Source organism: Clostridium fungisolvens (genome assembly GCF_014193895.1).
GTDB lineage: Bacteria > Bacillota > Clostridia > Clostridiales > Clostridiaceae > Clostridium_AR > Clostridium_AR fungisolvens.
The window spans coordinates 2431295-2450583 of record NZ_BLZR01000001.1 but is presented as its reverse complement, the minus strand read 5'-3'; the positions used below and the strand labels follow the sequence as shown (position 1 = coordinate 2450583).

At 30.7% G+C, this 19289-nt stretch carries 18 protein-coding genes; 14 read left to right on the top strand and 4 right to left on the bottom strand.

Annotated features, from left to right (window positions below; genetic code table 11):
• The first annotated feature begins 57 nt into the window (after positions 1 to 57).
• From bsdtw1_RS10510 to bsdtw1_RS10480, 7 genes are all read left to right on the top strand, one after another.
• Positions 58 to 1197: an aldo/keto reductase gene (locus bsdtw1_RS10510; RefSeq protein ID WP_183277527.1), complete on the top strand. Its 1140-nt coding sequence runs from the start codon at positions 58 to 60 to the stop codon at positions 1195 to 1197.
• A gap of 199 nt (positions 1198 to 1396) precedes the next feature.
• Positions 1397 to 2728: a nickel pincer cofactor biosynthesis protein LarC gene (gene larC / locus bsdtw1_RS10505; protein ID WP_183277526.1), complete on the top strand. Its 1332-nt coding sequence runs from the start codon at positions 1397 to 1399 to the stop codon at positions 2726 to 2728.
• Positions 2729 to 2739: 11 nt separating this feature from the next.
• Positions 2740 to 3585 carry an ATP-dependent sacrificial sulfur transferase LarE gene (gene larE / locus bsdtw1_RS10500; protein WP_183277525.1) on the top strand — a complete coding sequence of 282 codons (846 nt, stop codon included), beginning with the start codon at positions 2740 to 2742 and terminating at the stop codon, positions 3583 to 3585.
• A 114-nt stretch (positions 3586 to 3699) separates the two neighbouring features.
• Positions 3700 to 4446 carry a nickel pincer cofactor biosynthesis protein LarB gene (gene larB, locus bsdtw1_RS10495; RefSeq protein WP_183277524.1) on the top strand — a complete coding sequence of 249 codons (747 nt, stop codon included), beginning with the start codon at positions 3700 to 3702 and terminating at the stop codon, positions 4444 to 4446.
• Between the two features lie 41 nt (positions 4447 to 4487).
• Positions 4488 to 5489, top strand: a complete 1002-nt coding sequence (locus tag bsdtw1_RS10490; protein WP_183277523.1) for a HoxN/HupN/NixA family nickel/cobalt transporter — start codon at positions 4488 to 4490, stop codon at positions 5487 to 5489.
• 149 nt (positions 5490 to 5638) lie between these two features.
• Positions 5639 to 6208: a TetR/AcrR family transcriptional regulator gene (locus bsdtw1_RS10485; protein ID WP_183277522.1), complete on the top strand. Its 570-nt coding sequence runs from the start codon at positions 5639 to 5641 to the stop codon at positions 6206 to 6208.
• 226 nt (positions 6209 to 6434) lie between these two features.
• Entirely contained in the window at positions 6435 to 8120 is a 1686-nt protein-coding gene (locus bsdtw1_RS10480) for an oleate hydratase (protein WP_183277521.1), read from the top strand.
• A 128-nt stretch (positions 8121 to 8248) separates the two neighbouring features.
• Here the strand turns inward: bsdtw1_RS10480 and bsdtw1_RS10475 are convergent, their stop codons facing one another.
• On the bottom strand, positions 8249 to 8734 hold the full coding sequence (locus bsdtw1_RS10475) for a GNAT family N-acetyltransferase (RefSeq protein WP_183277520.1): 486 nt from the start codon (positions 8732 to 8734) through the stop codon (positions 8249 to 8251).
• Between the two features lie 533 nt (positions 8735 to 9267).
• Here bsdtw1_RS10475 and bsdtw1_RS10470 point away from each other — a divergent pair.
• Together bsdtw1_RS10470 and bsdtw1_RS10465 are read left to right on the top strand one after the other, a co-directional pair.
• Positions 9268 to 10086 (top strand): nitroreductase family protein, encoded by an 819-nt coding sequence (locus bsdtw1_RS10470; RefSeq protein WP_183277519.1) that lies wholly within the window; start codon positions 9268 to 9270, stop codon positions 10084 to 10086.
• 94 nt (positions 10087 to 10180) lie between these two features.
• Positions 10181 to 11047, top strand: coding sequence for a DegV family protein (locus bsdtw1_RS10465; protein WP_183277518.1), 867 nt, complete (start codon positions 10181 to 10183; stop codon positions 11045 to 11047).
• A 133-nt stretch (positions 11048 to 11180) separates the two neighbouring features.
• On the opposite strand, the gene bsdtw1_RS10460 is transcribed toward bsdtw1_RS10465, so the two are convergent.
• Entirely contained in the window at positions 11181 to 11687 is a 507-nt protein-coding gene (locus tag bsdtw1_RS10460) for a GNAT family N-acetyltransferase (protein WP_183277517.1), read from the bottom strand.
• A 407-nt stretch (positions 11688 to 12094) separates the two neighbouring features.
• The gene (gene map / locus bsdtw1_RS10455; RefSeq protein ID WP_183277516.1) at positions 12095 to 12844 is read right to left on the bottom strand and encodes a type I methionyl aminopeptidase; all 750 of its coding nucleotides are present in this window, start codon (positions 12842 to 12844) and stop codon (positions 12095 to 12097) included.
• 393 nt (positions 12845 to 13237) lie between these two features.
• On the opposite strand from map, the gene bsdtw1_RS10450 reads away from it, so the two are divergent.
• From bsdtw1_RS10450 to bsdtw1_RS10435, 4 genes are all read left to right on the top strand, one after another.
• The gene (locus tag bsdtw1_RS10450; protein WP_183277515.1) at positions 13238 to 14128 is read left to right on the top strand and encodes an acyl-CoA dehydratase activase-related protein; all 891 of its coding nucleotides are present in this window, start codon (positions 13238 to 13240) and stop codon (positions 14126 to 14128) included.
• A gap of 1 nt (position 14129) precedes the next feature.
• Positions 14130 to 15227: a 2-hydroxyglutaryl-CoA dehydratase gene (locus bsdtw1_RS10445; protein ID WP_183277514.1), complete on the top strand. Its 1098-nt coding sequence runs from the start codon at positions 14130 to 14132 to the stop codon at positions 15225 to 15227.
• The gene (locus tag bsdtw1_RS10440) at positions 15209 to 16165 is read left to right on the top strand and encodes an acyl-CoA dehydratase activase (protein WP_183277513.1); all 957 of its coding nucleotides are present in this window, start codon (positions 15209 to 15211) and stop codon (positions 16163 to 16165) included. The genes bsdtw1_RS10445 and bsdtw1_RS10440 overlap by 19 nt, the downstream gene beginning before the upstream one ends.
• A gap of 309 nt (positions 16166 to 16474) precedes the next feature.
• Positions 16475 to 17200, top strand: a complete 726-nt coding sequence (locus bsdtw1_RS10435; protein WP_183277512.1) for a DUF6062 family protein — start codon at positions 16475 to 16477, stop codon at positions 17198 to 17200.
• Positions 17201 to 17267: 67 nt separating this feature from the next.
• Here bsdtw1_RS10435 and bsdtw1_RS10430 read toward each other — a convergent pair whose 3' ends face one another.
• Entirely contained in the window at positions 17268 to 18569 is a 1302-nt protein-coding gene (locus bsdtw1_RS10430; RefSeq protein ID WP_205245279.1) for a VTT domain-containing protein, read from the bottom strand.
• A 218-nt stretch (positions 18570 to 18787) separates the two neighbouring features.
• Here bsdtw1_RS10430 and bsdtw1_RS10425 point away from each other — a divergent pair, with 218 nt between their 5' ends.
• On the top strand, positions 18788 to 19204 hold the full coding sequence (locus bsdtw1_RS10425) for a YkvA family protein (protein WP_183277511.1): 417 nt from the start codon (positions 18788 to 18790) through the stop codon (positions 19202 to 19204).
• Positions 19205 to 19289: the final 85 nt, after the last annotated feature.

Below are 19289 nucleotides of genomic sequence, written 5' to 3'. Positions count from 1 at the left end.
TGCGTAGATATGATTTAGGTTGAAGCATATGTGTCAATAGTATGAGGAGGAGTCGAGATGTTATACAGAGAGTTTGGTAAGACAAATGAAAAGGTTTCAATTTTAGGTTTTGGATGTATGAGACTACCATTAATACCAGGAGGAGATCCATCTCAAATTGATGAGGAAAAAGCAACGGGTTTAGTTCGTTATGCAATAGATAATGGCGTAAACTACATAGACACAGCTTACCCATATCATGGGAATGGTATGACTAGAGGTGGCGGTGCCAGTGAACCTTTTGTTGGAAGAGCTTTAAAAGATGGGTATAGAGAAAAAGTAAAATTAGCTACAAAGCTTCCAAGCTGGTTAATACAATCAAGAAGCGATATGGATAAATATTTAAATGAACAACTAGAACGTTTAGATACAGATCATATAGATTTTTATTTGGTACATGCTTTAAATAAAACCGATTGGGAAAGATTAAAAGCCAATGGAATAGATGAGTTTTTAGATTCTGCTATAAAAGACGGTAGAATAAGATATGCTGGTTTCTCTTTTCATGATAAATTAGAAGTATTTAAAGAAATAGTTGATTATTATAATTGGTCATTCTGTCAAATACAATATAACTATTTAGATGAAGAATTCCAAGCTGGAACTGAAGGATTAGAATATGCTGCTGCAAGAGGTTTAGGTGTTACTATAATGGAACCTATCAGAGGTGGAAAACTTGTGAATATCCCTGATGAAGCAAAAGAAGCTTTTGATAAAGCTGATGTAAAGAGATCTCCAGCAGAGTGGGCTTTAAAGTGGGTATGGAATCACCCAGAGGTAAAGGTTGTACTAAGCGGAATGAACACATTAGAGCAATTAGTAGAAAATATAAAAGCAGCTGGTGAAACTCCAGAAAATTCATTGACTGAAAAAGAATTAGCTATAGTTGATGAAGTTAAAACTATAATTAAAGGTAAGATGAAAGTTAACTGTACTGCTTGTGGGTATTGCATGCCATGTCCTGCAGGAGTTAATATACCAAGATGCTTCAGCGCATATAATACTTATAATATGTTCCCTGGAGACAAGTCATATGAGAATTTACCAGTTAAAGAAAAGGCTACAAGCTGTGTAAAATGCGGTAAATGCGAACAGCACTGTCCACAAAGCCTTCCAATACGTGAACATTTACAAACTATAAAAGAAGTGTTCGCATAAAAGACAAGAAGTTAAGAATTTAAAAAGTTAAAAAGTAAAAAATTAAGGTGTACAGGTTCTACTTTAAGCATTTCCTTAAAATTATTATGAAAAAATGATTTTAATAGATATACTAATTCTAAATTGGGATCTGTACATCTATATATAGACACAAAAACTCTAAAGAATGTTAAATAACAAATGTAATGGAGAGAATAAGATGAAAATATTATATTATGATTGCTTTTGTGGAATTAGTGGAGATATGAATTTAGGAGCATTAATTGATTTAGGAGTGGACAAAGAATACCTACTAAACGAGATTGCAAAATTAAATATATCTTCTGAGTATGGTATAGATATTAGAAAAGATATTAAAAACGGTATAACTGGCACTAAAGTTGATGTAATTATAAAGAAACAAGACAATCATAACCATGTTCATATTGATGAAGAACATCATGATAAAACTCACACACATACACATGAATTAGATCAAGATTTTCATCATGAACATCATAACCACCATCATAATCATATGGATGAACAACATTCACATGAGGATTTAAATATCGAGGAGAATAAAACTCATCACCATCATGAACATAGAAATTTTAATGATATTAAGAATATAATTAGCTCCAGTGAGTTAAGTGATAAAGTTAAGAGTTTAAGCTTAGCTATTTTTATGAGAATAGCAGAAGCTGAAGCAGAAGTTCACGGGAAAACAATAGATGAAGTCCATTTTCATGAAGTTGGCGCCATCGATTCAATAATAGATATTGTAGGTGCAGCAGTAGCGTTAGATTATTTAAAGGTCGACAAGATAATGGCATCACCAATTCAATTAGGTGGAGGTTTTGTAAAATGCGCACATGGCCTAATACCTGTGCCAGCACCAGCAACAATTAGGATCCTTAAAAATATACCAGTAAGAACTGGAATAGTTAATTTTGAAACTACAACTCCTACAGGTGCAGCAATTTTAGCTGAAAATGTTGAAGTCTACACTGATAAGACGGAGTTTTCAATAGAGAAGATTGGATATGGTCTTGGAACTAGAGAACTTGAAATACCTAATGTTCTAAGAGTATATTTAGGCGAAGAAATTAGAAATGAAGATACTGAAGAACAACACTTACTTGAAACTAATATTGATGATATGAATCCTGAAATATACAGTTATGTTGAAGAAAAGCTTTTTGAATCAGGAGCGTTAGATGTCTTCAAGACTCCTATAATTATGAAAAAAGGAAGACCAGCAATAAAGCTAAGTGTGTTAGTTAATAAAAAGGTTGAAAAGAAGATACTTGAAGTTATATTTAAAGAAACTACCTCTATTGGAGTTAGGAAGTTTGATGTAGAGAAGATTATGTTAAACAGAGAGTTTTCTAAAGTTTCAACTAATTATGGAGAGGTAACGGTGAAAAACTCATATTATAATGGTGAATTGGTTAAGTCAAAACCTGAATATGAAGATTGTAAAAGATTAGCTAAAGAAAAAAATGTACCAATATCTAAAATATATAACGAAGTATATAAGACATTATAGGAGGTATGGGAATGGAACTTAAAGAAAAATTTCAATTGCTTAAAGATATAATTAAAGAAAAGGGAAGTGCTGCGGTAGCATTTTCTGGTGGTGTTGATAGTACTTTTCTTGTAAAAGTAGCCTACGAAGTATTAGGTGAAAGGCTAATTGCAGTTACTGCAACTTCATCAACTTACCCTGAAAGAGAGCTAAAAGAAGCTATTAAATATGCAAAGGATATGGGAGCAAAACATATTATCATATCTTCAGAAGAACTTGATATAGAAGGTTTCGCAAGTAATCCTAAGAATAGGTGTTATTTTTGCAAAAAAGAACTTTTTACAAAAATTAAGAATGTTGCTTTAGAAAACGGACTTAAGTATGTATTTGATGGTTCTAACCTAGATGATAATGGAGATTATAGACCAGGAATGCAGGCTGCTAGAGAATTAGAGGTAATAAGCCCTTTAAAGCAAGCTGGATTAACGAAAAATGATATAAGAGAACTATCTAAGGAACTTGGACTTCCTACTTGGGATAAGCCATCATTTGCATGTCTTTCTTCTAGATTCCCTTACGGGCATAAGATAACTTTACCTAAGTTAAAGATGGTAGATCAAGCTGAACAATTCCTTCTTGACATGGGAATAAAGCAAGTTAGAGTAAGACACCATGGAGAGATTGCTAGAATAGAAGTTGCACCTGAAGAAAGAGAGCAATTTTTCAATATTGAACTTATGGATAAGATAGGAAATAAGTTTAAGGAAATCGGGTTTACTTATGTTACTCTAGATATGTTAGGATATAGGACTGGCAGTATGAATGAAGTATTAAATAAAGAAGAAAAAACACTTTTTACTATGCAAAAAAGAAGCTAATACTGAAAAAAGAGTCTTAATTAAGACTCTTTTTACTGATTATAAGTTAATAGTAGCTTAAGGATAAACCTGACAGTTTGAATTAAAGGCCTTGGTGTATTTTAGGAGGAAAGTATGGATAAAGATGATATAAAAAAATTATTAGAAGCTGTTAAAAATGGTGGAATTGAAATAGAAAGGGCAGTAAAGGAAATTGAGGATTTACCTTTTAAAGATTTAGGTTTTGCAGTTATTGACAATCATAGGCAGATCAGAACCGGATATCCTGAAGTTATATACTGTGAAGGAAAAACAGTCGAACAGGTAAGAAATATTATTGAATTTATGCTTACCAAAGAAAATAATATTTTGGCTACTAGAGCTAGCGAAGAAATGTTTAATGCAGTAAAAGAAATATGTAGTGAGGCAAAATATAATAAGTTAGGTAGAACTATAACCATTAAGAAAAGAGAAGAAACTCTTTCAGAAAGTTATATTGCTATTATTTCAGCAGGAACTTCTGATTTACCAGTGGTTGAAGAAGCATATGAGACAGCACTAATTCTTGGTAATAAAGTTGAGAAGATTGTAGATGTAGGTGTGGCAGGTATACATAGATTGTTTGCTAGGCTTGAAGTTATAAGAGGTGCTAAGGTAGTAATTGTCATTGCAGGAATGGAAGGTGCTCTTGCAAGTGTTATAGGTGGATTAGTAGATAAACCTGTAATCGCTGTACCTACAAGCGTTGGGTATGGAGCCAATTTTGGAGGTTTTGCTGCGCTTTTATCAATGCTAAACAGCTGTGCTAACGGTATAAGTGTTGTAAACATAGATAATGGATTTGGAGCTGCATATAATGCAAGTATGATAAATAAATTATAAGTGAACGTAATTGTTTGGTTTTGAGGGGGAGTTATAAGAGGATGCTATCAAGAAAGAATACTAATTGGATATTCTATAGTGTTATAGTAGCTATATTACATATTATTGGAATAGCTTTGGTATTACTTAATATTAGTAAATACCCACAGATTATTGGTCTTGCTCTACTGGTATATACTTTAGGATTAAGGCATGCATTTGATGTAGACCACATTGCAGCAATAGATAATACAGTGAGGAAATTAATAGAGCAGGAGAAAGATTCCACAGGAGTAGGATTCTTTTTTTCAATGGGACATTCTTCCGTAGTTTTTATAATGGCGCTTATAACTACTTTTTCAATGGGATGGGCAAGTAAAAATATTCCGCAAATCAAAGAAGTCGGCAGTGTAATAGGCACTTCGGTTTCAGGGGCATTTCTTGTGCTTATCGGAGTGCTTAATCTATTTATTTGGTTCGATATTTACAAGTTCTTTAAAGATACAAGAAAGGGTAAATATGAAGAAGAAAACTTAGAAAAACTTTTGCTAGATAGAGGATTAATTGCTAAGTTAGGAAAGCCATTCTATAAGTTTATAAGCAAAAGTTGGCATGTTTACCCATTAGGTTTTCTCTTCGGATTAGGTTTTGATACTGCATCAGAGGTAGCTCTTTTAGCAATTTCGGCAAACGCTGCAACAAAGAGCATTCCAATAACAATGCTTATCGCTTTGCCTATTGTCTTTGCAGCTGGTATGAGCTTGATGGATACTGCTGATGGGATATTTATGACAACAGCATATAACTGGGCCTTTTCAACTCCTTTACGCAAAATATACTATAATCTTTCTGTTACAGGTATATCCGTTATAGCTGCTTTATTTATTGGAGTAGTTGAGTTAACTCAAATATTGGCTCCTAAGCTAGGACTAAACAGTGGAGTATGGATGTGGATACAGAATTTAGATATGGCCAATATCGGTTATTTATTAGTAATATTGTTTGTTATAATGTGGGCGTTGTCCTATATAATATGGAAAAGATTAAAGTTAGAAAGTGCTTAAGATACATTGAAATTTATAAACAATATAATAAGAAATAGTTTTACACATGAAATGTATTATATCCTATGATACAATTATTCTATAAGTATTTAGAAATTGTATCATAGGAATTTTTATTGGTTAATATTGAAGCATTAATGGAGGATTTTATGGCTAATTCGTATATGACAAAGCAGCTAATGGCAGATTCATTAAAGAAACTTATGGAGAAGATTCCCTTTAGCAAGATATCAATTCAAAATATAGTAGATGGCTGTGGAATTACAAGACAAGCTTTTTATTATCATTTTCAGGATGTATATGAATTATTGGGATGGATTTATAATAATGAGGCTATTTATTATTTAGAACAACATAAGACCTATGAAAACTGGAAAGAAGGCTATTTAGAAGCGTTTAGATATATTGAAAAAAACAAGGCGTTCTGTATGAATACCCTACATTCTATTGGGAGAGATCATCTTGAAAGATTTCTATTTGCAAATACATCAAATTCACTTAAGCAGATTGTAGATGAAATTTCTGAAGGAACAAAAATTTCAGAAGAATATAAAAAATTCATAGTAGATTTTTATACACCAGCGCTTATATCATTAGTTGCAAAATGGATGGAAGAAAATATGAAGGAAAAACCTGAATATATAATTGAAAAAATAGGGTTTTTAATTGATGGTACTATAAAACAAGCAATAATAAGATTTGAAGAAAAACACAGATAAATAAAAAAATCTGTGTTTTTTTGACGAGTAGGTTTACAATAAGCACTTTTTGTAAAGAAATTTTACAAATACATTTGTTTGTAAATTGTAATAATCCATATAAGAATTTATATTGTAGTTGAGGGTTGGATGGAACAATCCTTAAACATTATTATATTTATTGCAGTTAAAATTAAGCTTTTAGTGTAAAACATCTTTAAAAGCATTTTTGAAAGGGTGGATAGTTATGAAAAATTATGAGAGAATAAGCACAGTACCTCAAAAGGGCATTGAAAACAAGAAAGCGTACTTAGTAGGTGGGGGAATAGGATCACTTGCATCTGCTGCATTTTTAATTAGAGATGGACATATGCCAGCAAAAAATATTCATATATTAGAAGAATCCAATGTTTTTGGTGGAAGTATGGATGGAGCAGGAAACGCAGAAGATGGTTATATTGCTAGAGGTGGAAGAGAACTAGAATCTAGAATGGAATGCCTTTACGATTTATTTGGATTTATTCCATCCCTTACGAGTCCAGATAGAACAGTTTTAGATGAATTTAGGGAACTTAATATTGCAGAGCCAATAAAATCACACTGTAGATTAGTAGAAAATAAAGGGCAAAAAGCAGATTTTTCTACTTTAGGACTTGAGTTTGAAGATATAATGTCTTTAAACAAGCTAGTACTTGCTCATGATGATGAAATTGGAGCAGCAACTTGCGAACAATGGTTCAAGCCACATTTTTTTGAAACAAATTTCTGGTACTTCTGGCGTTCAATGTTTGCATTTGAAAATTGGCATAGTGTACTTGAAGTTAAAAGATATATGGTAAGATTCATGTACTTAATAGGTGGAATGAATCAATTAGACGGAATACTTCATACTGAATACAATCAATATGATTCATTGATATTACCACTAATCACTTGGCTTAAGAAGCAAGGTGTGGTGATGGAACTAGGTGTACAAGTTATCGATTTGGATATAAAGGTCACTGAAGCTGAAAAAACTGTTGAACGTATTTATGTAAAGAGAAATGGCCATGAAGAAGTTATTGAGACCACTGTAAATGACTTAGTTTTTGTAACCAATGGATCGATGACTGAAAATTCAACTTTAGGAGATACTTATACAGCAGCCGTGTTAAACAGAAATCAAAAAGAAAGAGGCTGTTGGTCCTTATGGGAAAATATAGCTAAGCAAAGCCCTGATTTTGGGCATCCAGAAGTATTTGCTGGAGATATAGATAAAACAAAGTGGCTTTCTTTTACTGTTACAATTACAGATAACACTTCTGTTTTTGATCATCTATTAGAACTAACTGGTGATGAACCTGGTATGGGTGGAGTAGTAACTATTAAGGACTCAAGCTGGCTAATGTCTTGGGTTACACCTAAGCAACCTCATTTTATAAATCAACCTGACAATGTACAAGTACTTTGGGCATATGGTTTGTTCCCAGATAATGCTGGTGACTTTGTAAACAAGAAAATGAGTGATTGTACAGGTGCAGAATTATTTACTGAATTACTTTATCATATGGGTTTAGGAGATAAGGTAGATGAGATACTACCATCATGTAAAGTTATACCATGCATGATGCCATATATAACAAGCCAATTCATGCCACGCAAGAAAGGTGATAGACCTGAAGTTATACCAAATGGATGTACTAATTTAGCATTCCTTGGACAATTTTCAGAGATACCAAATGATTGTGTATTTACAGTAGAGTATTCTGTAAGATCAGCGATTATGGCTGTATATGGATTACTTAAGTTAGATAAAGAAGTTCCACCGGTTTATGAAGGACAATATGATGTTAGAGTATTGTTAAATGCAGTTAAAACTATGCTTGGAAACAGAGAAATTTCAATTGATAGAATGATTGGTAAACTGCTTTTTAACACAGGGATTATAAAGTAATAAAGTAAATAGAAAAGAAGTAATCTGACCTTAAAACTAAGGTAGAAGGTTACTTCTTTTCATCTTTTATAGCTGAACTAATTCTATCCTTTTTCAGAGTATATTGTACATTACATAACCTCATAAAGCTATATTTTATGATACTTAAACACACTGATTTCGAAATCCTCTTCAGGATAATCCATTAAATAATCAAAGCCAGAATTTAAATAAAAAGTCTTTAATTTAATGTTTTTTGACCAACAGTCCAAATAAAGCGGCTTGTTTAATGTCGCTGATTGATTATGTGAAAAGTCAATAATTTTGCATCCTATACTTTTCTTTTGGTATTCTGGTAATATTGCTAAAGTATGTAGATAAAGTATTTCCTCATCAATTTCAGGTATCCAAGAACTTTTTGGTTTTGGCTTTAAAGAAAAAGTACCTATAATTTTTTCGTTGTTAAATACAGCATAAGTATATTTGTTCTCAATATTACTTTTTATCTCCTCAGTATCCCAGGGGTATTGCCATTGATTTATATTTTTTTTATGTAGATTTAAAGTCACTGTATTAAGTAATTCAACAATGTCATAAAGATTATTAATATGAGCTATTTTTATTTCGTATTCCATTTTTACTCCTTATAAAAAAGATAAAAAATTATTGCTGCATGTTTTTTACTCTATAGAAGATTATAAAATTTTTAAGTTAATTAAACCCAGATATTTCAGTAAATTTAGAAGTTTTTGGTCATAAAGTAAAAACCAATCTTATTTTACTTCCAAGTTTTCTCCATATACATCCGGAAAGGTAGATGCGCAAAAAAATAGTGAAGAAAATCGCTTAAGCAATTTTTTATAGATAAATATTTAAATCTTCACGTTAATGCTAACATAAAATATGATAGTGTGGAACAATTTGGGCAAAAGTCTTTGTGATGAGTTCAGAATTTAAGCTGATGATAAATACTTCTGTAACAAAATATACCTAAATCGTAGGAATACAGAAAAACTTAGAGGTTTATCTATAAAAATGAGTCTTAGTATAAAATCATAAGTTAGACTAATATAATAACTAAGTGTTATAATTTCTATAGTCTAAAATAATAATATAAGGCTAATAATTTCCAAAAAGCCTTATAATAAATAGGAGAGTGTAAAGTTTTATGATGAATGTTAATACAGAAAAATGTATTGGTTGTGGATTATGCGTAAAGGATTGTTTTGTAAGAGATATAGAGATGGTTGATGGAAAAGCAAAGATTAAGAATGAAGCTTGTTTTAAATGTGGACATTGCGTTGCCATATGCCCAAAAGAAGCCGTGTCGACAGATGATTATAATATGGAAGAAGTAAAAGCTTATAACAAAGATGAATTTGAAATAGAACCAGAAAGATTACTAAACTTTATTAAGTTTAGAAGAACAGTAAGACAATTTCAAGCTAAAGATATCGAAATTGAAAAATTAAATAAAATTATAGATGCTGGAAGATTCACACAAACAGGAAGTAATGCACAGAATGTTTCTTATGTAGTAGTAAGAGAGAATTTAAATAAATTAAAAGCTTTAGCTTTTGAAGGCTTAAGTAACTACGGAAAGTATATGCTTAATAACTTAACTCCTGAAACTGCACATTTTAAGAGATATGCTGAGATGTGGATACAAATGAATGAAGAATTTAAAGCTGATAATACTAAGGACAAGTTGTTCTTTAATGCACCAGCAGTAGTTTTAGTATTATCTGAATCAGAGGTTAATGGAGCTCTAGCTTCTTCTAATATGGAGCTTATGGTAGATGCTTTAGGACTCGGAACTTTCTTTAGTGGTTTCTTTGTAAGAGCGGCGCAAGGAAATAAGGAAATCATGGAGCTGCTAGGAATAAACGAGGGACAAAAGATAGTTACTTGTATGGTAATAGGATATCCAGCAGTAAAATACTCAAGAACTGTACCAAGAAAAGATGCTGTGGTTTCATGGAAATAGACTTATAAAACATACAGAATAGACTGCGACTAGATTTATTTAATAGTCGTAGTCTTTAGTATTTGGTATAAGTTATTTTAAAGAGGTGGTTTATATGATTAAAATTATGGTAGATAGCACATGCGATTTACCACGAGACATTATAGAAAAATATGAAATCAAAGTACTTCCACTTAGGGTATCTTTAGAAGGTGTAGAATATTTAGATAAGAAAACAATACAGGTTGATGAAGTTTATTCATTCATTAGACGTGGCATAGTTCCTAAAACCTCTCAAGTGAATCCAAAGGATTTCTATGATGCATTTGAGGAATATTGTAATAAAGGACAAGATTTTATTTACTTATCATTTTCATCAAAGCTTTCAGGAACCTATGGATTAGCTAGAAATATATTAGATGAAATCAAAGAAAAGTATCCTAATAATAAAATGGAAGTTTTGGATTCTAAAGGTGGTTCCACAGCTACTGGTTTAATTGCATTACAGGCTGTTAAACTTATAGAAAAAGGGCTGAAATTTGAGGTGGTATTAAATCAATTAAATCAGCTAGTTGAACATGTAGAACATATTTTTAGTATTTCTGATTTAAGGTGGCTTGTAAAAGGTGGGCGAGTAGGTATGGTTTCAGGAACAATAGGTTCAATGATGGATATAAGACCGATATTAGATGTTGAAGACGGAAGAATGAAAGTTATTAGAAATGTCAGGGGAAAAAAGAAAGCGCTTAATACAATAGTTGATATAGTAGAACAAAGATTCAAAAACTTCCCTAATCAAATGATTGGGATAAGTCATGCTGACGAATTAGAAACTGCTGAGGAACTTATAAAATTAATAAAAGATAGGTTAGGAATACGAGATATTATGATTAATAAGATAGGAAGTGTCTTAGGAAGCCATTTAGGAATAGGTGGCGTAGGTGTTTTCTTTTTTAATAAGGAACCTGATATATATATTTAAAGACAGGAACTTTCTTTTTCTATCAAACTTAATTTACGCATGTTCAAAAAATATTATATTAAGAATTTTGAACATGCATAAGTTAATAATACAAATAGAATTTTAAATTTCATATACTTCTATAATATTAATCTTACATTGGATTTGCGTTGTAAAGTTCGCTAGTATCTTTTGCAAGTTTTTCATTTGGCACCTCATAGATCATGCTGCTTTTCACTTTTTTAAAACCGTGTCTTGAAAATAGCTCTTTGCTATCGTCTGAAGCATTGAGTAAAATAGAGTAGCATTCTTTTTCTCTTGCAAACTCAACAAGTTTTGTTAATATTAAAGTTCCTATTTTTTGTTTTCTGTACGATTCGTGAACATATAGATTAGTTAAGTGTGCACTTTTTCCTGTTTTATTTTTTATTGATGGAACAGAATCGTAAAATAATAACATTCCAGTGCCTATAATAGCGGCATTATCTTCTGCGAACATAACAACACAGCTTTCGTTATGCATCTTTTCTTCAAAATAATTTTTTAGTTCTTCTTTTAGATCATAGTATAGTTCATCAGTAGGAATTAGCTCTAAGAAATCTAGTCTTAGTGAAATAAGTAAATTTACATCTTTCTCATCAGCAAACCTATATGAAAGCATAGTTTATTTACTCCTTTATGTTTTTTAGTATGAAGCAGTGTTTATATACTAATTCTATAAAAATTAGGTCCTTTAATAGAAATAGTATAATGTTATATTATCAACCTATTTAAAACTTATACTATGGAAATTAACTGCACTTTAGAGTTTCTAGCTCAACTATTAATTTATACATGCCCTAAAATCCCCAGAAGCCGCGATTTTCAAACATGTATAACTTAAGTTTTCGTAATGGAACCCTTTAATAATAATCAAAATGTTAAGCTTAGTATGCTGCTATATTATATAGTGAACTTTACTACTATATTTTTAAAGAATCCAGAGCTTCTGATAAGAGTTTTGAAAATACAAACTTAATAGTATCAAATTTTGTAAAGGTAAAAAACACTAGTGTAAAGAGTTAAAAGCTATATAGTTGTTAATATAATAGGTTCTCCTTTTGTAACGACAATAGTATGTTCAAATTGAGCTACAATACTTTTATCTGGAGTCTTATAAGTCCATCCATTTGTGTCTTGAAAAATGTGTTCAGCACCATTTGATATAAATGTTTCAACTGCGAGTACAGACCCATCCTTTAATATGGAGCTATCATTAATATCAAAATAATTAAGGATATTTTCGGGATCTTCATGTAAGCTTTTTCCTATTCCATGTCCAGTTAAATCCTTTATAACTGTAAAACCATTTTTCCTAGCTTCATTAAAAATAGTCCTTCCTATTTGATTAATTTTAGTACCTGCTTTAGCTTTCATAATTGCCTTATTCAGAGCTTGCTTAGAACAATTACAAAGTTGCTGCTTTATATTATTAGACGTAGGAGATACAACTATAGTTGCACCTGTATCTGAGAAGTAACCGTCTAAAACTGCCGAAACATCTATGTTTACAGAATCTCCTTCATTTATAATTCTAGCACCTGGGATTCCATGCGCTGCTTCATCATTAATGCTTATACAAGTAGCACCAGGAAAATTATACTCATACTTAGGTGCAGATTTTGCACCGTAGAAAGAAAGTATCTTTTCGCCTATTAAATCTAGCTCCATGGTTGTAATGCCAGGTCTCACTGCTTTTAGCATTTCTTCTCTGGCTTCAGCAACAATCTTACCAATTCTTTTTAAGGCCACTAATTCATTTTCTGAATTTATAATCATTTATATCACATCCTAAATTCTTTATTAATTAATTTTTACTATTTTACTTTTAAGAATTATTTATATAATACCATAATATTGCTTTATAAGTTAAATAACATGCATTTACACTAATTTATTACACATAAATAAGAAAATTTGTGATTACTAGAATAATATTGCAATTATAGATAATACTACTTTAATGAGACTTTATTTTTTATTCTTTAGAAATTCGTAATTAAATTTAATTTGTGGGTAAGTGCGTGTAATTAGCTTAAAGCATAATATAAGCTAAAGAATAAAGAAGAAGAATTTGTCGTCTGCGAGAACTTTTTCGCTTGTCCAGAAATGGCAGATGTGCAAAAAATCATTGAAGAAAGTCGTTTTAGCGATTTTTTTATGGAGGTTAAGATGAAAGTTGGTATTCCTAAAGGACTTTTATATTATAAGTATCATCCTTTCCTAAATACATTCTTTACTGAATTAGGAGCCGAGATAATAACATCGGAAGATACGAATAAAGAAATTTTAGATGAAGGTGTTAAATATTGTGTAGATGAGGCATGTTTACCTATAAAAATTTTTCATGGTCATGTTTCAATGCTCAGAGATAAATGCGATGTTATAGTTATACCAAGAATAATGCAACTTAGATCAAGGGAATATATTTGTCCTAAGTTTTGTGGCTTACCTGAAATGGTTATAAATAGCATACCAGATATTCCACTATCAATAACAGAGCCGATATATGCTGCTTCTGAAAAGGAGCTTTATCAGTGGGCTCAGAAGGCTGGAAGGTCAATTACTAATAATAGAACACAAATAAGAAATGCTTTTGATAAAGCATTAGGAGAACAAAGTAAATACAAAACTGGAATAAAAAATGAGGATTATAAAATCAATGTTGCATTGGCCGGTCATCCTTACAATCTATATGATGACTTTATAAACATGAATATAGTGAAGAAATTAAATAAATTAGGGGTTGGGGTAATTACAGAGGAATTCATAGATGATAACTTAATTAACGATAAAGTTAAAGATCTATATAAAAGACCTTTTTGGACTTTTGCTCGTAATGCCTATGGATTCACTTTAGAAGCTTCCAATGAAAAAATGGTCAATGGAATAATATATATATCTTCCTTTGCATGTGGTATTGATTCAGTAATTGTGGAGCTTATTAAAGACAAAATTGGAGATTTTCCTTTTATGATTCTAAAGGTTGATGAGCATACTGGAGAAGCAGGTCTAGAAACTAGAGTAGAAGCTTTTGTTGATATGTTAGAAAGGAGCTGTTAACTTGAAAATAACATTTCCGCATATGGGCAATGTATATCTTGCAGCTAAAGCATTATTTGATGGTCTTGGTATTGATTATGTGATACCTAATCAGAGTAGCAAATCTTCTCTTGAAATAGGTGCATTGCACTCACCAGAAGAGATATGCCTTCCATTTAAAATTATGATTGGAAACTATATTGAGGCAATTGAGCAAGGGGCAGACACTGTAATAATAACTGGAAGCTGTGGGCCTTGTAGATTTGGAGAATACTGCGAGATGCAGATGAATCTACTTAAAAAGCTTGGTCATGATTTAGATTTTATAGTTATAGATGCTCCAAAAGAAATAGGGATCAAAGAACTATTTGCTAGACTTAGCAAAATATCATCGGTGAGTGAAAAAAATGCTTTTGAGAAAATAAGGGTATTGTACGATGCTTTAAGAGTGGTTAAGTTGGTTGATGAAGTAGAAGCAAAAGCACACTATCTTGCTGGTTTTGAAGAAGAAACTGGTACTTGTAAGAAATTGCTGCATAAATGTAAGGCGGAGGCTCTAAGAACTTCAAATCCATCCCAAATGATAAAACTCCTTTTAGATTATAAAAAGCAATTAGATAATGTACCTATAGATGATAAAAAGAATCCAATTAAGATTGCAATAATAGGAGAGATATATACTGTAATAGAACCGTTTTCCAATTTATACATTGAAGATAAGTTAATGGATTATGGAGTTTCAACAATAAGAAGGTTAACTCCGAGTTGGTGGGTAAAAAATACAGCACTTGTCCCAACTAAATTAAATTCTCTAGATATAAGAAAAGGGTCTAAAGAGTATCTACCTCTTTATATTGGAGGGCATGCGAGAGAATGTATTGGTGAAGCAGTTTTAGCTTATGAAGATGGATGTGATGGAGCTATTCAAATTTTTCCAATGGGGTGTATGCCTGAGATTGTTTCAAAAGCTATTTTGCCTAAGATATCCAGTGATAAAGACTTTCCTATAATGTCTTTAGTGGTTGATGAGATGACTGGAGAAGCAGGATATGTCACAAGAATAGAAGCATTTGTAGATTTACTTGAAAGGAGAAAGATGAGATGTACTACCTTGGCGTAGATGTAGGTTCTGTAAGTACTGATTTAGTGCTTATTGATGATAAAATGAATGTAATAGAAAAACTGTATTTAAGGACTAAGGGAAGACCAATAAATGCTATTCAGCAAGGCTTTAAGATTCTTAAAGAAAAATATAATGGAATAGAGGTAAATGCTGCAGGAACCACTGGAAGTGGCAGGCATATTGCATCAACGCTAATAGGTGCTGATGCAATAAAAAATGAGATAACAGCACATGCAGTAGCAGCTCTAGAAATTGATAAAGACGTAAGGACTATAATTGAGATTGGTGGTCAAGATTCAAAAATAATCGTTTTAAAAAATGGAGTGGTTTCTGATTTTGCAATGAATACAGTATGTGCTGCAGGTACTGGTTCATTTCTTGATAGGCAAGCAGAAAGACTAGATATTCCTATAGAAGAATTTGGTGAATACGCACTTAAGTCTACAACACCTGTTAGAATAGCAGGAAGATGTGCTGTATTTGCAGAATCTGATATGATACATAAACAGCAGCTGGGATATAATGATTCTGATATTATAAGAGGCTTATGTGATGCATTGGTAAGAAACTACTTAAATAATATAGGAAAAGGAAAAGATATTGAATCAAAGGTGTTCTTTCAAGGCGGAGTAGCAGCAAATAAAGGCATGAAAGCTGCTTTCGAAAGTTCGCTAGGGTTTGAGATCTTTGTGCCAGAGCACTATAATATGATGGGGGCTATAGGTGCTGCACTTATAGCAAAAGCCTCTGTTGAAAAGAGTGGGAAGACTAACTTTAAAGGATTTAATCTTGCTGATAGTAAATTTATATCTAAAAGCTTTGAGTGCGAAGGATGCCCTAATAGGTGTGAGGTTGTTAGAATTAATGAAAATGAAAGTACTATTGGATGTTTCGGAGATAGATGTGGTAAATGGAGTAGCAAGAAAGCCATATAGCATTAATTTGATATGTATTAAATTGATGCTGTATAAATAATTACTATTATTCTTAATAGTAGAGTATAGGTGCTGAAAATTTCAGGTTTTCAGCACCTATGCTTTTATAACGCTAAATAATTGAATATAGTTTTTAAATGTTTTATAAAGCTTATCAATAGATAATAAAAGGTAAAAACAACTAAATCTTTTAATATAAATGAGTTATAATTTAAAATATGTAAATATGTTTTTTATTTATGATTTTTTAAAAAGTTTATCTATATTTTAAAATATGATTTGTATTATAGGTATATTAAGGGAGAGTTTATGAAAAAATTAAAGATTGAAGAGATAAAAATTTATGAGACTTTCGAAAATAAATTGGCTGAATGCCCGTTTTGTGTTATTGAAGAAAAATATGAGAAACAGCTTATACATTCTATTTTAGGTGAAAGAATAATGGATATTGATTTTTATCCTAAAATAGGAAATGAGCATAAGTTTTGTGAAAATCATATTGAAAAATTAAATAGAGGTAGTGATAAATTAGGCTTAGCAATAATGTTAGATAAAATAATAAATGAGGAAAAGAAAAAATTGCATAAAAATAAAAGCCTACAAAAAAACCATAATTCAGTAGTTAAGAAACTATTGTCTTTATCAAAAAATCCTAGTAGAACTTTAAATGGAAAAGCAAACTATGAATGTTTTATATGTAGTAAACTTGATGAAAACAACAATGATAATATTAAGGTAACCATTGAACTTTGGAAAAAGGACATGGATTTCAGAAGGCTTTATAAAGATTCTAGGGGGTTTTGCAGTAACCATTATATAAATATGATTAATGAGTTAGAGGAATCAACCGAAATGAAAGGCTTAGATGACATGTATGAAGTTACCAATGAGATATATTTGAAAAATTTAGAAAGACTTCAAGAAGAACTTCAATGGTTTATTAAAAAATTTGATTATCTAAATGCTGATAAACCATGGGGAACCTCTAAGGATTCTATACAAAGAGCTCTTCAAAAAATTTTGGGAAATTATTAAATCAAATGAATTTTAGTGTATTAAAAACTCTGCTTAGAATCAAGCAGAGTTTTTTGCTTACGGTTTATTACGAGTTAGATAACTTAGGATTGTTATTTATAATTGTATATATATCCAGTAAGACTAGATTTATTGTAAGCCATACTAATCCGAAAACATATCCATTATAAATTGAACTTGGATTTTCTATATTAGATAAAATAGGCGAAATTCCACATAATAAACATATTAATAAGGTTAGCGTGATTAAAATTGCAGCTGATAAATATTTTTTTATGTATTTTAATATTACAAAGGTTGAAAAACCATATGCAACAATTGAAATTAAACCTTCATGACTAGGGAAGGTGTAGTCTATATTACTATAGTAGTTTGATATTGGGTTCAACCGCTTAAATATGGTATTCAAGGATATACATAATATTTCTCCTCCAATTATAGTAGTAAATAGAAATTGAAGTTCAAGCCCTGGAGTAGAACTTTTTTTAAGTATTAACATAGCCACAATAAATATTAAAATAATTATAAATGTATCTGAAGTTAATAATGTAAAAATAGTAATAAACTTTGATAAACTATTTGAAAAAATATCCTTGATATAATATGTTGCTACTAAATTAAATTGATTTAAATCAGAGGTTATATAGTCTTGAATTATTCCTACTATCAGTGCAAAAATTCCTATTAGTGCGAGAGTTAATATACTCATAACATTACGATTTCTGGCGAAGGAATATATATATATAAATGTATTGTTAAGTATTTTATAACTAAATTTTGCCAGTTTAAATCCATGATTTTTATATGAATATATACTTCCAATAATCATAAGCAATATAAGAAAAATGTAGGACATATATTTTGACATGTAGCTATCAAGTTTTTGCCAATTTGGACCTAAAAATATACCTAATGATATAAAGGTAATAGTCCAAATTAATGCACCAGTATATGCATTTATAGCAAACTTTTTATAGGATATTTTAGTTATGCCAGAAAAATATCCTGTAATATGCCTAACCCCTGGAATGAAATATGAGAAGAGCAATAAGTTATTTCCATAGGAATTGAACCAATTTGATGGTTTCTCTAAGTTCTTTTTATCAATATGAAAGTATGAAAAATATTTATTAATAAACTCAATGCCGAATTTATTTCCTATTAGATAGGATATAGTTATACCTAGTATTACACCTAAGGTTGCTGATAAAACACTTAGTGTGAGATTAAGTTTAGATTCATATATTAGAAAACCACAGTAAGTCATCATTATTTCTCCTGGAAGAGGAAACGCAATAAGCTCTAAGGTCAAACTTATAAATAAAATGACGTAACTATAACTATCGAAGAGATTCATTATAAAATGCACAGTATCACCTCCTACTATATATAGATGAATCACTTTTTCATAAAATGCGTTTTTAAATTGAAGTGATAAATCTATATTTCTTAACATAAGTATTTGTAATAAAATCACATTTTATGTCTAAATTATTCCATAAAAGAAAATTTTACAATTGGAAAGCTGTTTATTATAATTATACTAATTAAAATATGAATATTAATGATGCAAAATTGGGAGGAATCATGATTAGAAAACTTTCAAGGGGATTAGGAACTTCTATAAGAAAATTTACTGGTAAAGGTAAGAAGCTAAAAAAAGAAATTGGTGCCTTATACTTGGCTTATAAAAGAAAAGATATTCCAATATATACGAAAATAATTATTATGGTTGTAGTTGCATATGCATTAAGTCCGATAGATCTTATACCGGATTTTATTCCTGTTTTAGGTTTTCTTGATGATCTGATAATTCTTCCTTTAGGAATAGCTTTAGCTGTTAGACTTATACCAAAGAACGTTATGGACGAGTGTCGAGTAGATGCTGAAAGACAGTATGATAAGATAAAGAAGAAAAGTTATTTATTTGCTGTTGTAATAGTACTTCTTTGGGTCTTTCTTATTACATATATAATTTTAAAGATTAAGAGTTACTTTTCTTAAAAGTACTAAATGATAAACAGTATAATTTTAAATAAATATTGTTTAATAATTTTATAAATTTAATTATGTATTTAACATAAAACGA

Excerpts from the sequence above, each read along its gene's own strand:
- bsdtw1_RS10450 (WP_183277515.1), top strand. The coding sequence starts at position 13,238 with ATGAAAGTTGGTATTCCTAAAGGACTTTTATATTATAAGTATCATCCT.
- bsdtw1_RS10490 (WP_183277523.1), top strand. The coding sequence starts at position 4,488 with ATGCTATCAAGAAAGAATACTAATTGGATATTCTATAGTGTTATAGTA.
- larB (WP_183277524.1), top strand. The coding sequence starts at position 3,700 with ATGGATAAAGATGATATAAAAAAATTATTAGAAGCTGTTAAAAATGGT.
- bsdtw1_RS10425 (WP_183277511.1), top strand. The coding sequence starts at position 18,788 with ATGATTAGAAAACTTTCAAGGGGATTAGGAACTTCTATAAGAAAATTT.
- larE (WP_183277525.1), top strand. The coding sequence starts at position 2,740 with ATGGAACTTAAAGAAAAATTTCAATTGCTTAAAGATATAATTAAAGAA.
- bsdtw1_RS10470 (WP_183277519.1), top strand. The coding sequence starts at position 9,268 with ATGATGAATGTTAATACAGAAAAATGTATTGGTTGTGGATTATGCGTA.
- map (WP_183277516.1), bottom strand. The coding sequence starts at position 12,844 with ATGATTATAAATTCAGAAAATGAATTAGTGGCCTTAAAAAGAATTGGT.
- bsdtw1_RS10485 (WP_183277522.1), top strand. The coding sequence starts at position 5,639 with ATGGCTAATTCGTATATGACAAAGCAGCTAATGGCAGATTCATTAAAG.
- larC (WP_183277526.1), top strand. The coding sequence starts at position 1,397 with ATGAAAATATTATATTATGATTGCTTTTGTGGAATTAGTGGAGATATG.
- bsdtw1_RS10510 (WP_183277527.1), top strand. The coding sequence starts at position 58 with ATGTTATACAGAGAGTTTGGTAAGACAAATGAAAAGGTTTCAATTTTA.
- bsdtw1_RS10475 (WP_183277520.1), bottom strand. The coding sequence starts at position 8,734 with ATGGAATACGAAATAAAAATAGCTCATATTAATAATCTTTATGACATT.
- bsdtw1_RS10440 (WP_183277513.1), top strand. The coding sequence starts at position 15,209 with ATGTACTACCTTGGCGTAGATGTAGGTTCTGTAAGTACTGATTTAGTG.
- bsdtw1_RS10480 (WP_183277521.1), top strand. The coding sequence starts at position 6,435 with ATGAAAAATTATGAGAGAATAAGCACAGTACCTCAAAAGGGCATTGAA.
- bsdtw1_RS10460 (WP_183277517.1), bottom strand. The coding sequence starts at position 11,687 with ATGCTTTCATATAGGTTTGCTGATGAGAAAGATGTAAATTTACTTATT.
- bsdtw1_RS10435 (WP_183277512.1), top strand. The coding sequence starts at position 16,475 with ATGAAAAAATTAAAGATTGAAGAGATAAAAATTTATGAGACTTTCGAA.
- bsdtw1_RS10465 (WP_183277518.1), top strand. The coding sequence starts at position 10,181 with ATGATTAAAATTATGGTAGATAGCACATGCGATTTACCACGAGACATT.